Origin of the sequence: Curtobacterium sp. ME-Dv--P-122a (assembly GCF_030209645.1) — a bacterium.
Classification (GTDB): domain Bacteria; phylum Actinomycetota; class Actinomycetes; order Actinomycetales; family Microbacteriaceae; genus Curtobacterium; species Curtobacterium flaccumfaciens.
Genome location: NZ_JARVRO010000014.1, coordinates 229670 through 242686, shown reverse-complemented (window position 1 = coordinate 242686; position 13017 = coordinate 229670). Strand labels below are relative to the sequence as shown.

Annotated in this window: 12 protein-coding genes and 2 tRNA genes; 3 read left to right on the top strand and 11 right to left on the bottom strand. The window is 69.6% G+C overall.

Annotated features, from left to right (window positions below; all coding sequences use genetic code 11):
* Positions 1 to 153 precede the first annotated feature (153 nt).
* Together QRN49_RS15910 and QRN49_RS15905 are read left to right on the top strand one after the other, a co-directional pair.
* Positions 154 to 882 carry a YcnI family copper-binding membrane protein gene (locus tag QRN49_RS15910; RefSeq protein WP_284756633.1) on the top strand — a complete coding sequence of 243 codons (729 nt, stop codon included), beginning with the start codon at positions 154 to 156 and terminating at the stop codon, positions 880 to 882.
* 50 nt (positions 883 to 932) lie between these two features.
* A complete protein-coding gene (locus QRN49_RS15905) occupies positions 933 to 1541 on the top strand; it encodes a copper resistance CopC family protein (RefSeq protein ID WP_284756632.1) in 609 nt (202 codons plus the stop codon).
* Positions 1542 to 1604: 63 nt separating this feature from the next.
* On the opposite strand, the gene QRN49_RS15900 is transcribed toward QRN49_RS15905, so the two are convergent.
* The 5 genes from QRN49_RS15900 to QRN49_RS15880 form a co-directional block, all read right to left on the bottom strand.
* Complete coding sequence (locus QRN49_RS15900; RefSeq protein WP_027464696.1) at positions 1605 to 2264, bottom strand: ATP-dependent Clp protease proteolytic subunit; 660 nt, start codon at positions 2262 to 2264, stop codon at positions 1605 to 1607.
* Between the two features lie 26 nt (positions 2265 to 2290).
* Positions 2291 to 2920, bottom strand: coding sequence for an ATP-dependent Clp protease proteolytic subunit (locus QRN49_RS15895; RefSeq protein ID WP_035807635.1), 630 nt, complete (start codon positions 2918 to 2920; stop codon positions 2291 to 2293).
* 167 nt (positions 2921 to 3087) lie between these two features.
* A complete protein-coding gene (gene tig, locus QRN49_RS15890; RefSeq protein WP_027464695.1) occupies positions 3088 to 4395 on the bottom strand; it encodes a trigger factor in 1308 nt (435 codons plus the stop codon).
* A 53-nt stretch (positions 4396 to 4448) separates the two neighbouring features.
* Positions 4449 to 4525: transfer RNA gene (locus QRN49_RS15885), tRNA-Pro, on the bottom strand.
* 94 nt (positions 4526 to 4619) lie between these two features.
* Entirely contained in the window at positions 4620 to 4895 is a 276-nt protein-coding gene (locus QRN49_RS15880; protein ID WP_284756631.1) for a hypothetical protein, read from the bottom strand.
* Positions 4896 to 4949: 54 nt separating this feature from the next.
* Here QRN49_RS15880 and QRN49_RS15875 point away from each other — a divergent pair.
* Positions 4950 to 5023, top strand: a tRNA-Gly gene (locus tag QRN49_RS15875).
* A gap of 155 nt (positions 5024 to 5178) precedes the next feature.
* Here the strand turns inward: QRN49_RS15875 and QRN49_RS15870 are convergent.
* From QRN49_RS15870 to QRN49_RS15845, 6 genes are all read right to left on the bottom strand, one after another.
* Entirely contained in the window at positions 5179 to 5469 is a 291-nt protein-coding gene (locus tag QRN49_RS15870) for a DUF1905 domain-containing protein (protein ID WP_284756630.1), read from the bottom strand.
* A 245-nt stretch (positions 5470 to 5714) separates the two neighbouring features.
* A complete protein-coding gene (locus QRN49_RS15865; protein WP_284756629.1) occupies positions 5715 to 6686 on the bottom strand; it encodes an endo-beta-N-acetylglucosaminidase H in 972 nt (323 codons plus the stop codon).
* Positions 6687 to 6738: 52 nt separating this feature from the next.
* The gene (locus tag QRN49_RS15860) at positions 6739 to 9765 is read right to left on the bottom strand and encodes an alpha-mannosidase (protein WP_284756628.1); all 3027 of its coding nucleotides are present in this window, start codon (positions 9763 to 9765) and stop codon (positions 6739 to 6741) included.
* 14 nt (positions 9766 to 9779) lie between these two features.
* Positions 9780 to 11141 (bottom strand): glycoside hydrolase 5 family protein, encoded by a 1362-nt coding sequence (locus QRN49_RS15855; RefSeq protein ID WP_284756627.1) that lies wholly within the window; start codon positions 11139 to 11141, stop codon positions 9780 to 9782.
* Positions 11141 to 12118 (bottom strand): carbohydrate ABC transporter permease, encoded by a 978-nt coding sequence (locus QRN49_RS15850; RefSeq protein ID WP_284756626.1) that lies wholly within the window; start codon positions 12116 to 12118, stop codon positions 11141 to 11143. The genes QRN49_RS15855 and QRN49_RS15850 overlap by 1 nt, the downstream gene beginning before the upstream one ends.
* Positions 12115 to 12993, bottom strand: a complete 879-nt coding sequence (locus QRN49_RS15845; protein WP_284756625.1) for a carbohydrate ABC transporter permease — start codon at positions 12991 to 12993, stop codon at positions 12115 to 12117. The genes QRN49_RS15850 and QRN49_RS15845 overlap by 4 nt, the downstream gene beginning before the upstream one ends.
* Positions 12994 to 13017: the final 24 nt, after the last annotated feature.

Genomic DNA, 13017 nt, shown 5'->3' with positions numbered 1-13017 from the left:
ACACGAGCCTAACCGCAACCGGTGACACCGACCGCGATGCCCCTCCGGAATCCGCCCGCGCGTTCGCCCAGGGCGTGCGAGCCTGCTACGGTGATCCGGACTTCTCTACATCTTGTAGAACAGCAGGTGCAGAACCACCCCGGAAGGAACCCCATGCAGAAGCGTCTCGCCGCCGGCGGCGCCGTCACCCTCGGTGTCGCAGCCGTCATCGTCCTCGGCAGCGCCACGGCGGCCAGCGCGCACGTGTCCGCCACGGCCACGTCGACCGCAGCGAACTCGTACACCACGGCGACCTTCTCGGTCCCGCACGGCTGCGACGGCTCCCCCACGACGAAGATCCAGTTCCAGGTGCCGGAGTCCGTCATCGAGGTCACGCCCACCGTGAACCCGAACTGGACGATCACGAAGGCGACCGAGCCCTACACCGACCCGTCGGCCTCGGCTTCGGACGAGGACCACGCCGAGACGGCCGCCGAGCGCGTCACCAGCGTCACGTACACCGCGAAGACCCCCCTGCCCGCCGACGAGCGCGACACCTTCGCGCTCTCGTTCTCGCTGCCGGACGGCAAGGTCGGTGACCTCGTCGAGTTCCCCGCGATCCAGACCTGCGAGAAGGGCAGCGTCGAGTGGAACCAGGAGCAGCAGGCCGGCGAAGCCGAGCCCGAGCACCCGGCCCCGTCGATCACGCTGACCGCCGCCGAGGCGACGGACGACGACGGCGACCCGATCGCCGCGACCCCGACGGCCGAGGCCGCCGGCTCGACCACCTCGAGCGACCCCGACCTGGTCGGTCGCTTCCTCGGCCTCGGCGGCCTGGTGCTCGGCGCCGTCGCCCTGGTCGTCGCCGTCGCCGGCACGCGTCGTCGGAGCTCCGCCAAGTGACGCAGCGCGGCTCGCGTCGGACCCGGTCACGGTCCTCTGCCTGGAGGCTCGTGGCCGGGTCCGCCGCGGCCGTCGCGATCGCCGGTGGTGCGGTCCTCGGACTCGCCGGTCCGGCCAGCGCGCACAACTACCTGATCTCGTCCGACCCGGAGGTCGGCGGCACCCTGACCGAGCTGCCGAAGACGTTCGACATCACGACGAACGACAAACTGCTCGACATCGGTGACTCGGGGTCGGGCTTCGCGTTCCGCATCGTCGGCCCCGACGGCAAGTACTACGAGGACGGCTGCGTCGACGTCGAGGGGCCCTCGATGACCACGGCCGCCGCACTCGGCGACTCGGGCAAGTACACCGTCGAGTGGCAGATCGTCTCCGCCGACGGGCACACCGTGTCCGACGAGTACCCCTTCACGTGGAAGGCGCCGTCGGGTTTCACCCCGGCCTCGGGTGCGGCGAAGCCCCCGACCTGCGCCACCGCCGGTGACGACGACGCCGGCTCGGACACCACCACCGGCACCGCCTCGGGATCGAGCGACTCGGCGGCGTCCGACGCGATCTGGATCGGCGCCGGTGGCGTCGTGCTGGTCGGGGTGGTCGTCGCGGTACTGCTGCTCCTGCGCCGCAAGCCGGCCCCGGAGTCCGACGACACCGAGGACTGACCACCGCGCAACGACGAAGGCCCCGCACCGTTCGGTGCGGGGCCTTCGTCGTTCCTGCTGGTGCTACTTGACGAGCGCCGGCAGGTTCTTGCGGCTGGTGAGGACCTGGTCGATCAGGCCGTACTCCACGGCTTCCTGCGCGGACATGATCTTGTCGCGCTCGATGTCGTGGTTGATCTCCTCCGGCGTCTTGTTGGAGTGCTTCGACAGCGTCTCCTCGAGCCAGGTGCGCATGCGGAGGATCTCCGCTGCCTGGATCTCGATGTCGGACGCCTGACCGCCACCCTGCTGGGTCGCGGGCTGGTGGATCAGCACACGGGCGTTCGGCAGCGCGAGGCGCTTGCCGGGGGTGCCACCGGCGAGGAGCACCGACGCGGCCGAGGCAGCCTGTCCGAGGCAGACCGTCTGGATCTGTGGACGGATGTACTGCATCGTGTCGTAGATCGCCGTCATCGCGGTGAACGAGCCACCGGGCGAGTTGATGTACATCACGATGTCGCGGTCGGGGTCCATCGACTCGAGCACGAGCAGCTGGGCCATGACGTCGTCAGCCGACGCGTCGTCGACCTGCACGCCGAGGAACACGATGCGGTCCTCGAACAGCTTGGCGTAGGGGTCCTGGCGCTTGTAGCCGTAGGCCGTGCGCTCTTCGAAGCTCGGCAGGATGTACCGATTGGACGGAGCCGGGACGTTCTGCGCGCCACCGAGCATGGGGAGATGCATTCTCGTTTCCTTTTCTTCGGTGGTGATCAGGACTGGGCGTCGGGCTCGGCTGCGCTGGTGGGCGTCTCGCCGTCGCCGACGGTGCCACCACCGCCGATGACCTCGGCGCTCGAGGCGCGGAGGTGGTCGACGAAGCCGTACTCGAGCGCTTCCTGCGCCGTGAACCAGTTGTCGCGGTCGTTGTCCTTGAGGATCTGCTCGACCGACTTGCCGGTCTGCTCGGCCGTGAGCTCCGCCATGCGCTGCTTCATGTCGAGGATGACCTTGGCCTGCGTCTGGATGTCGGCAGCGGTGCCGCCGAAGCCACCGGACGGCTGGTGGAGCAGCACGCGCGCGTTCGGCGTGATGTAGCGCTTGCCGGGCGTGCCGGAGGACAGCAGGAACTGTCCCATCGACGCGGCGAGGCCGATGCCCACGGTGACGATGTCGTTCGGGACGAACTGCATCGTGTCGTAGATCGCCATGCCGGCGGTGATCGAACCACCGGGCGAGTTGATGTAGAGGTAGATGTCCTTCTCAGGGTCCTCGGCGGCGAGTAGCAGCAGCTTGGCTGCGATCTCGTTCGAGTTGTCGTCGCGGACCTCGGAGCCGAGCCACACGATCCGGTCTCTCAGAAGGCGGTCAAAAACACTGGGGTTCAGTGTTGCTTCGGCCATGGAAAAGCTCCCGTTCAGTTGTCGCTTGTTGTCGAACTTATCGGGTGCAACGCACCAGTTCTCGTCTGTTCGCCGACAGCAATGCGGTGGTGCGGAAATACGGACGGGAGGCGCGGTGCCAGCTGGCACCGCGCCTCCCGTCTGTCGTACTGGTGGCGTCGAGATCGTTACTCGGCGTCCCCTGCCGGCTCCTGCGCGACGCCCGCCGTGAAGGCGGACAGGTCGACGGCGTCGCCGTTGGTGTCCTTGACGGTCACCTTGGACAGGACGGTCGCGACCGCCTTCGAGCGGGCGACCTCGCCGACCATGCCGGGGATCTGGCCGTTCTGGTCGATGACCTTGATGAACTCGGCCGGCTCCATGCCGTACTGCGCGGCGGCCTGGATGAGGTACTGGGTCAGTTCCTCCTGCGAGACCTGGATCTCTTCCTTCTCGGCGATCGCGTCGAGGAGGATCTGCGAGCGGAAGGCGGTCTCGCTGGACTCGGAGACCTCCTTGCGGTGCTCCTCGTCCTCGAGGCGGTTCTCCTGCTCGAGGTGACGGTGCACCTCGTCGGCGATGAGCTGCTCCGAGATCGGGATGTTGACGTCCTCGGTGAGCTTCTCGACGAGCTTGTCGCGAGCCGCGGCGCCCTGACCGAAGGTCTTGGACTTCGCGATCTGCTCCTTCAGGTCGGCCTTGAGCTCGTCGATGGTGTCGAACTGGCTGGCGATCTGGGCGAACTCGTCGTCGGCCTCGGGGAGCTCGCGCTCCTTGACGGCGGTGACGGTGACGGCGATCTGGGCGGTCTCGCCCTCGCGGTCGCCACCGACGAGCTTCGACTCGAAGGTCGTCGACTCACCGGCGGTCAGGGACTCGAGTGCCTCGTCGATGCCCTCGAGCAGGTCGCCGGAGCCGATCTCGTAGGAGACGCCGGTGGCCGAGTCGACCTCGTCGTCGCCGATGCTGGCGGTGAGGTCGATCTGCGCGAAGTCGCCGGTCTTCGCCGGACGGTCGACCGTCACGAGCGTGCCGAAGCGGGTGCGGAGGTTCTGCAGCTCCTCTTCGATCTCGTCGTCCGACACCTCGACGGCGTCGACGGTGAGCTCGTACGAGGAGTAGTCCGGCAGGTCGAACTCGGGGCGGACGTCGACCTCGAAGGTGAGGACGAGGTCGCCGGTGAAGTCCGCGACGTTCGGCAGCTCGGCGACGTCGGCCTCGGCGCGGCCGAGGATGCGCAGCTCCTGCTCTTCGACCGCCTGGCGGTAGAAGTTGTCGATGGCGTCACCGACGGCGTGGTTCAGGACCTCGCCGCGGCCGACGCGCTGGTCGACGATCGCCGGCGGGACCTTGCCCTTGCGGAAGCCGGGGATGTTGATCTGCTCGGCGATGTGCTTGTAGGCGTGGTCGATGCTCGGCTTGAGATCGTCCGGCGTCACGTTCACGGTGAGCTTGACGCGGGTGTCGCTCACCTTGTCGACGGTGCTGGTGGCCAAGGGATGTTCTCCTGTTGGTTGACGTTCGTGTGGTCGGTGGTGCTCGGAGGACCTGGTCGGGGCGACAGGATTTGAACCTGCGACCTCCCGCTCCCAAAGCGGGCGCTCTACCAAGCTGAGCTACGCCCCGTTGCTTCGTGCCAGGGATCAGCCGCGCACGCCGAGGGGCGCATGCGACCCCGGTGAGTCTAGCGGTCCGACGGCGCGCTGTTCCCGGGGGTTGCTCAGTCGTCCTCCGCGGCGCGTCGCAGACCCCGCCGCCACCGGATCCCGACGGCCACCTGGACCCCGAGAGCAGCCGCCGCGAGCAGCAGTCCGACGACGATCCGCCAGACGTGCAGCAGTACGTGGGCGGGTTGCGACTGCGGGTCACCGAACAGGTCGGGACGCAGGGACAGCACCGCGGCGGCGAGGACCACCAGCACGTACGAGACCACCCGCGACCAGCGGATCGTGCGCTCGGCACCGCCGTCCGGCTTCGGGATGACGCGCGTCGGCATGTCGGTGCTCGTTCGTCCGCTACGATGGTCGGGCTGCGCCTGGTGCGCAGGCGCGGGGATGTAGCTCAATGGTAGAGCCCCAGTCTTCCAAACTGGCTACGCGGGTTCGATTCCCGTCATCCCCTCCACAACACGGGCGCTCCGCCGACAGCGATTCCCGTCATCCCCTCCACAACCCGGGCGCTCCGCCGACAGCGATTCCCGTCATCCCCTCCACAACCCGGGCGCTCCGCCGACAGCGATTCCCGTCATCCCCTCCACAGAACCCCTCGGCGCACGCGCGTCAGGGGTCGGCGAACTCGAGGGTGATGTCCGGGGAGTCGCCGAGTTCCACCCGGGCACGCTTCCGCTCCGCCGCACGCAACGGCACGAGGTACCCGCCGTCCTTCGGGAACAGCGACGTCGTCCACGTCACCGCGCCGATCGTCACGCGTGCCGGGATCACACCCCACCCGTAGGTGAGCACCGGCGCGAGGTCGGCGATGACCTCGGCGACGTCCGGCGGCACGACGGCGAAGAAGAACGGTGACGGGCCGCGCCACTCGATCACCTCGCCGCGGAACTCGAGCTCCATGCCGCGATCGTACGGCCGCGGCGTCGAGCGCGCCGGGCGGGGATTCGTTCTCGGTGGATGACGGTTCCGGTTCACGATCGCCGGGTTCTGCGAACCGGAACCGTCACGGGCGAGAAAGAACTGGTGCCTCCCCCCCCCCCCCCCCCCCCCCCCCCGCCCAGCGGGACCCGGACGACGGACGCGCCCCGTGCCTCCAGGCCGGAGCCGGGGAGCACGGGGCGCGAGTCGCTGTCAGTACGCGAGCGTCAGCGGTACGACGCGGCCTGTCCGTACAGCACCTTGGTGAAGGAGGAGACGGAGGCGGATTCGTCGCCTCCCGGCAGGTTGTACGTCATGAAGACGCCGTACCCGTCGGCCTTCGTGCGCTGTGCGAGCGACACCGCCGTCGCCTGCGGGGTGTTCTGGATGTCGACCGCGGCGGCGGAGACCTTCGACTTCGGCAGGCCCGGGATCGTCGGCGCCGTGTAGGTGCCATAGTACGGGTTCCAGGCGTAGTCGAGCTTCCCGCCGATCGACGGGCTCGCGGTCTTCAGGGCGTCGGAGGACGGGCCGATGTCGTAGAACGAGATGATCTTGCCCGGCATGTCCGCACGCAGGGCACTGATGAGCCAGCCGATGGACTGCTGGTTCGGCTGCGGGGTGCCGTTCACGCCGTAGTCGGAGTACTCGTCGTCCAGGTCGACGCCGTCGAGTCCGTACTTCCTGACCGTCGCCGACACCTGCGCCGCGAAGTCCCGCGCCGCGGCCCTCGTCGGGAAGTTCGCCAGGCCGGCGCCCTGGTGGTTGCCGAGCACCGAGAGCGTCACCTTGATGCCCTTGGCCTGCAGCGGGCGGATCTGCGTGGCGGCCTGGTCGAGGGTCCGCTGCACGTTCTCGTTGTTGTACAGGACCGCCTTGCCGTCCTCGTAGTTGATGTTCGCGGCGAAGATGATCGCCACGTCGAACGCGTTCGCGCCGTTCTCCAGCGTGTACCGCCCGACGTTGGCGAGCTCGTCGTTGTTCACCTCGACGTAGGCGATGCTCGTCGGCCCCGACTTGGTGGGCGCAGCGTGGTGCCCGTGGCCATGACCGTGGCCGTGCCCACCGCCATGGGACGCACCGTGCCCGTGGCTGGATCCGGACGAGGAGGGCGCCGCGGATGCTGCGGCGGGCACCAGTGGTGCCGCGAGCATGGCGACCAGTGCGGTCGCGATGCTGAACTTCGTGGACTGCTTCATGTGGTTCCTCCTTGGGTGGGACGGGCGGTCGGTCAGTCGGTCAGTCGGTCGGTCAGTTGCGCGGGAACCGGAAGGTGCGGACCTCGTAGGCGTCGACGGCGAACGAGGACGCGGCCGCGTCGGACGACGCCCCGGCGTCACCGAGCGGTTCCTCGAGCAGGGTCACCTCGACGGCAGCGCCGAAGGTCGCCTCATCGGCTGACACCGCGATGCCCCCGGTCCCCCGCTGCCCGGACGGCTCGTAGACGCGCACGACCAGGTCGCCCGACCGGTCGTCGGCGAGCTTGACGCTCGACAGCACGACGTCGCCGGAGACCTGCACCAGCGGGTCGAAGCCGTGCGCCCCGGTGATCGTCCGCACGCCCGCGTTCATCCGCACGCCGGCCGACGTGGCTCCGAGCTGGTCGGTGCCGATGACGATGCCGTACCGGTGCGTCTGCACGCCCTGGTCGGTCTCGGGGTCCGGGAACCGCGGTGCCCGCAGCAGCGACAGCCGCACGGTCGTGGTGACGTGCCCGTCGACGGCGTCGCGCGTGGTGTCGAAGCCGTGGATCGAGTCGTTCACGAGGGCGACACCGAAGCCCGGCTCGGACACCAGCACGTAGCGGTGCATCGAGGTCTCGAACTTCGCGGCCTCCCACGAGGTGTTCGTGTGCGTCACCCGCTTCTGCGCGCCGAACTGCGTCTCGGCGACGGTGTGCTCGGCGCGGACGTCGAGCGGGAACGCCACCTTGAGGAACTTCTCGGTCTCGTGCCAGTCGGTCACCTGGTCGAACTCCAGGGTGCGGGACGCCGGCGCCAGGACGATCTCCTGCGTCACCGTCGAGTCGCCGAACGCCCGGGACACGACGACCCGTGCGATCCCGGACTCGTCGACCGACGCGCTCAGCCCGGTGGTCGACACGAGGTCCTCGACGCGGTTGCGGTAGTACCGGTCGACGTCCCACGCGTCCCACATGTTCGGGAAGTCCTGGTGCAGCTGCAGCAGGTTCGCCGCCTGGCCGGCCGCGATCGCCTCGCGCCCGCTCGCCAGGTCGACGGCGCTCGTCACGAGCCCTTGCGCGTCGACGACGACCCGCACCAGGTCGTTCGCCAGCACGTACCCGCCGTCCTGCTCGGTCAGGGACACGGCGGTCGCCGCCGCCACGTCGGTCGCCACGACGGCGCCCTGCGCGGGTGCACCGGCCTGGAGGAACGGGGCCGGGTTCACGACGACGGCCGCGTCCCCGGTACCGGCGAGCGCCGAGAGCGCCTGGTCGATGATCGTGGTCAGCGCCGCGGCCGTCTCGGCGTACCGCTCGACCGCTTCGCGGTGCACCCATGCGATCGAGGTGCCCGGCAGGATGTCGTGGAACTGCTGGAGCAGGACCTGCTGCCACAGGGCGTCGAGCTCGTCGTACGGGTAGGTGAAGTCGGTGCGGGCGGCGGCGGTCGCGGCCCAGAGTTCGGCCTCGATGAGCAGCTGCTCGCACCGGCGGTTGCCCTGCTTCGTACCGTGCTGCGACGTGAGCGTGGCCCGGTGCAGCTCGAGGTACAGCTCCCCCACCCACACCGGCGGGTCGGTCAGCTCGGACTTCGCCCGGTCGAAGAACGTGTCCGGGTGCTCCCAGCGGACCTTCGCGCTCCCCTCGAGGTCGGCCAACCGTGCGGCGGTGCCGGTCATCTCGCGGGTGGTGCCCCCGCCGCCGTCGCCCCAGCCGACCGGGGCGATCGAGCCGGTCGCGAGTCGGTTCTCGCGGAACTGGCGGGAGGCCTTCGCGACCTCGCTGCCGGACAGCCGTGAGTTGTAGGTGTCCATCGACGGGAAGTGCGAGAACACCCGCGACCCGTCGATGCCCTCCCACAGGAACGTGTGGTGCGGGAACTTGTTCACCTGGTTCCACGAGATCTTCTGCGTGAAGAACCACTCGAAGCCCGCACGGCGCATGAGCTGCGGCAGCGCCGGCGAGTACCCGAAGCTGTCCGGCAGCCAGACGCCCTTGGGCCGGATGCCGAACTCGCGCTCGAAGAACCGCTGGCCCTGCGAGAACTGCCGGACGATGCTCTCGCCGGTCGGCATCACGGTGTCGGACTCGACCCACATGCCGCCGATCGGCAGGAACCGGCCGGCCTCGACCGCGGCCTTGACGCGGGCGTAGACCTCGGGGCGGTGCTCCTTGATCCACGCGTACTGCTGCGCGCTCGACATGCCGTACAGGAAGTCGTCGGTCTGGTCGATGAGCTCGGTCATGGTCGATGTGGTGCGGGCGACCTTGCGGATGGTCTCGCGCACGGGCCAGAGCCAGGCGGAGTCGATGTGGGCGTGCCCGACGGCCGAGATCGTGTGCGCGGAGGCCTCGGCGGGAGCGGCCAGCACCTCGGCGAGCGCCGCACGGGCGTCCCCGGCGGTCTCCGGGATGTGCTGCAGGTCGAGCGCGTCGAGGGCGTCGTCGAGGGCCTGCAGGATCCGCATGCGTCGGGGTCCGGCGGGCAGCTCGGCCTGCAGTTCGAGCAGGACGTCGATGTCGAGGGCGAGTTCGTGCACCTCGGACTCGAAGACGGCGAGCTCCATCCGGCGGGTGGCGTAGAGGCGCTTCGAGGACGAGGTCTGCACGTCGCCCTCCTGCGTCGGCAGGAAGGGGTGGTAGTCGAGCAGGACGGGGTTCGACGCGGCCTCGACGAACAGTTCGACGGTCTCGCCGCCCTCGGCCCGTTCGGTGACCAGGACCCACTGGTTGCGCGGGTTGATCGACTTCACGGGGGTGCGGTCGGCCAGGTAGACGAGTCCCTCGCACTGGAACCCGGGCATGTTCTTGTCGAAGCCGAGGTCGATCACGGCCTCCACCCGGCGTCCGGCCCACTCGGTCGGCACGGTCCCGGTCAGCCGGAACCACGTCGTGCCCCAGGCCGCGCCCCACGCGGTGCCGACCTCGTAGGGCTCGAACGTGAGCGCGAACCCCTCGGTCGGCGGGACCGGCTCCCCCGGCAGCTCGTGCCACGCGGCCTCCAGGGCCGTCGTGGTCGCGTGCACCGCGGGGGTGATCCGCTCGTCGAGCACCCGTCGGGCGCGTCCGGTGGTGAGGGGGATGTCGTCGTGCATGGGGCCTTCCGGGGTCAGGGCGTCGTCGCCGGGTGGGCGACGCGGACGGTGGTGGTGTCGAGGTCGGAGGGCACGTCGACGCAGCGGTCGATGCCTCGGGCGGCCAGCAGCGCGGTGTCCGACAGTCGGGAGCGCAGGACGACCTGCGGGCCGCGGCCGTCCGGTGCGGCCTCGGCCAGGGCGAGCCAGGCGGCGGCGAACCGACCGCCGGGGGCGCAGTCGGCACGGGTGCCGTGGCGGTCGGTGCCGTCGGACAGCACGTCGTCGAGGACGAGCGCGGTGGTCGGCGGTGCGGCACGGACGTCGCGGGTGTGCTCGGCGCGGGCGAGGGCGGCGAACGCCTCGCCGGCGGGCTTCAGGCGTCCGTCGTTCGTGAACAGCCCGAGGTCGTACTCGAGCTCGGGGAAGTCGGCGAGCGACCGGGCGACGTCGTGGGAGCACCACCACGTCACCCCGAGCACCTGCTGCGCGCTGAGGACGTGCCGGATGGTCTGCTCGGTGAACGCGGCGGCGTCGGCGGGGTCGACGACGTTGGTGGGGGCGCCGACCTCCTGCAGCCAGTTCGGTCGGGCGGCGTCGCGGTTCCAGGCCGCGGCGAGCTGGAGCAGGTACTCCCCGTGCCGCACCGACCCGGCCCCGAGGGCGCCGTGCAGGGCCGCCGAGCCGTTGAACACCCACGAGTGCGTGACCGTGGCGTCACCGTGGTCCGCCGCGTGCTCGGGGCCGAAGGGCTGGGCGTCGTCGTACCAGGCCGCGTCGTACTGCGCGACGGTGACCAGTGGCCCGGGGCGCGACCCGGTGGCGGACGGGACCGACGTGGCGGGGTCGAGCCGCGCCTCCAGGCCGGATGACAGCCCCGCGCGCGCCGCCGCGACCATCGCCGCCGCCCACGCGTGCCCCTGCTCCGCTGTGATCGTGTGCGGTGCGGGGTGCGGCGCGTGTGCGAACTGGTTGACCTCGTTGCCGATGGTGATGCCGAGCAGGTTGGGCTTGTCGGCGACGGCTCCGGCGAGCGCCCGGACGTACGCGGCGGTCGACGCGACCACGTCCGGGTCGGTGAACATGTTGCGGCGGTGCCAGCTGTCCAGCCAGGACGGCACGAAGTCGAAGCTCGACAGGTGCCCCTGCAGCGCGTCCACGTTGACGTCGAGTCCGAACGACCCGGCGAGGTCGACGACCGTCGCGACGTCGTCGAGGGCCTGCTGCCGGATGAGCGTCCGGTTCGGCTGGACGACCGGCCAGAGCGGGAAGATCCGCACGTGGTCGGCGCCGATCGACGCGATCGCCTCGAGGTCCCTCGCGGTGTCCGACCGCGAGAAGTCGAGCCACGAGTGGAACCAGCCGACCGAGGGCGTGTAGTTGACCCCGAACCGCATCAGCCCTTCACACCGCCCTCTTCGACGCCCTTGAAGAAGAAGCGCTGCAGGACGGCGAAGATCACGGCGATCGGGATGAAGGCGATCATGGTGCCGGCCGCGATCATCCGCTGGTCGGTGGCGAACGTTCCCTGCAGGTACTGCAACCCGACGGTCAGGGTGAGGTTCTCCGGCGACTGCAGCACGATGAGCGGCCAGAGGAAGTCGTCCCACGCGCCGATGAACGAGAAGATCGCGATGACCGCGATGGTCCCCTGCACGGCGGGCAGCGAGATGTAGCGCAGACGTTGCATCGCGTTCGCGCCGTCCATCACCGCGGCCTGGTCGATCTCCTCGGGGATCTGCCGGAACGCGTTGAACATGAGCAGGACGTTGAGCGCCGCGATCATGCCGGGCAGGGCGACGCCGACCAGGTTGTCGGCGAGGCCGAGGTCCTTCACGGTGACGAACTGCGAGATGATCGTCGCCTCGCCGGGCAGCACGAGGGTGCCGAGGAACAGGCCGAGCACGAGCTTCCGGTGCCGCCACTGCAGACGGGCGAGGGCGAAGCCGGCCAGGGTCGCGAACACGATGTTGCCGAGCACGTCGATCGCGGCGACGAGCAATGAGTTGCCGATGTACCGCCACACCGGGATCGCGGCGGCGACCTTCAGGTAGTTCTCGATGGTCGGCTCGGACGGGATGAACGACGGGTTCGCCGTGTAGATGTCCTCACCGGCGCCCTTGAGCGACGTGGACAGCTGCCACAGGAACGGGCCGATCGTGATGAAGAGCACCACGATGAGCAGGACGTAGCGGACGACCTTCTCGCGGGTGGACATGACGCCCCAGACCGCGCGGCGCCGCTTGCGTCCGCCTCGTCCGTTCTGCCTGGAGGCCCGTCCAGCGCCCGTCGCGCCGGTCACGTCCGGCGTCGGGCTGGCTGCGCCCTGCGCGCCGCCGATGACGGGTTCGGTCGTGCTGGTCGTGTTCGTCACTTGTCCGCCTTGCTGTTCATCCGGGCGAGGGCGAGCATCGGCACGAGCGTCACGACGAAGAGCAGGAGGCTCAGGGCGGACGCGTAGCCGAGGTTGCCGGTGAAGCCGCGGGCGTACTGCTGGATGAGCATGACGAGCGAGTTGTCCTGCCCGCCGGGTCCACCGGTGCCGTTGGTGAGGATGTAGAGCTCGCTGAACACCCGGAGCGCGGACACGCACACCAGGATCCCGACGAGCGTCATGGTGCCGCGGACCCCGGGCATCGTGACCGACCAGAAGCGCCGGACGGCTCCGGCACCGTCGAGGGCGGCGGCCTCGTGCAGGTCCTTGCCGACGTTCCCGAGGGCGGCCAGGAAGATGATCATGTAGTAGCCGAGCCCCTTCCACACCGTCAGGCTGATGGCGCTGAGGAGCAGCAGCCACCGGTCGGTCAGGAACGGGACGCTGCCCTGCACGACGCCGAGGGCCTGCGCCATCTCGTTGATGACACCGCGGTCGTCGAGGATCCACGTCCAGATGAGCCCGACGACCACCGCGGACGCGATGACCGGCGTGTAGAACGCAGTGCGGAAGAACGCGATCCCGGGCAGCTTCTGCTGCACGAGCACCGCGATGAGGAGCGGGAGGACCGTCAGCAGCGGCAGGCACACCGCCATGTAGATGACGCTGTTGAGCAGCGCCTCCCACACCTGCGGATCGGCGAGCAGGGTCTCGAAGTTCTGCGCCCCGACCCACTGGCTGACGCCGCCGAGCGGGCTGGCGTTCGTGAACGACAACCGGACCGTGTTGATCGAGGGCCACAGGCTGAACGCGACGAGCCAGATCAGTGCCGGCAGGACGAGCAACCAGGGCGTGTACCAGCGGTTCGCACGCATGACGATCCTCCCTCTTCCTTCTCC